The following is a 578-nucleotide window of genomic DNA, read 5'->3' as shown; positions in this document are numbered from 1 at the left end:
CGATAGGCCGACTCGAAGGCCGCCTGGATGTCGTCCAGCCCGCCGAAGGGCACGGCCAGGGCGGAATCCGTGCCCTCATAGCGCACATGCACGTTGTAGCGTACCTGCACGGGGCTGGCACCGACCTGCTGGCGCTCAAGCTCGGCCTTGGCCGCGTCGCCCAGCGAATCCAGCGACTCCGCGATCAGCGGCAAGGCCGCAGCAGACAGCGCCACCTCCATCGCCTGTTCACGGATGACGGTCTGGTCCGCCAGGCCCATGCCGTAGGCGCTGAGCACGCCGGCCAGCGGATGCACGAACACACGGGTCATGCCCAGGGCATCGGCCACCAGGCAGGCATGCTGGCCGCCCGCGCCGCCAAAGCACTGCAGCGTGTAGCGCGTCACGTCATAGCCGCGCGCCACGCTGATCTTCTTGATGGCGTTGGCCATCTGCTGCACGGCGATGCGGATGAAGCCTTCGGCCACTTCCTCGGGCCTGCGCCCCGTCTGCACCGACAGTTCATCGAAGCGCGCCCGCACGGCCTCGCCATCGAGCCGCTCGTTGGCGGCCGGGCCGAACACGCTGGGGAAGTAGCG

The 578-nt window shown here is 69.0% G+C and carries 1 protein-coding gene; it reads right to left on the bottom strand.

Translation table 11 applies throughout. The annotated features are described in order from the left end of the window. On the bottom strand, positions 1–578 hold a 578-nt coding region (locus ACYVTD_RS15740), incomplete at both ends, for a hydantoinase/oxoprolinase family protein (RefSeq protein ID WP_461248635.1).

Source organism: Treponema sp. R6D11, assembly GCF_054786075.1.
This window is presented reverse-complemented; position numbering and strand designations above follow the sequence as displayed.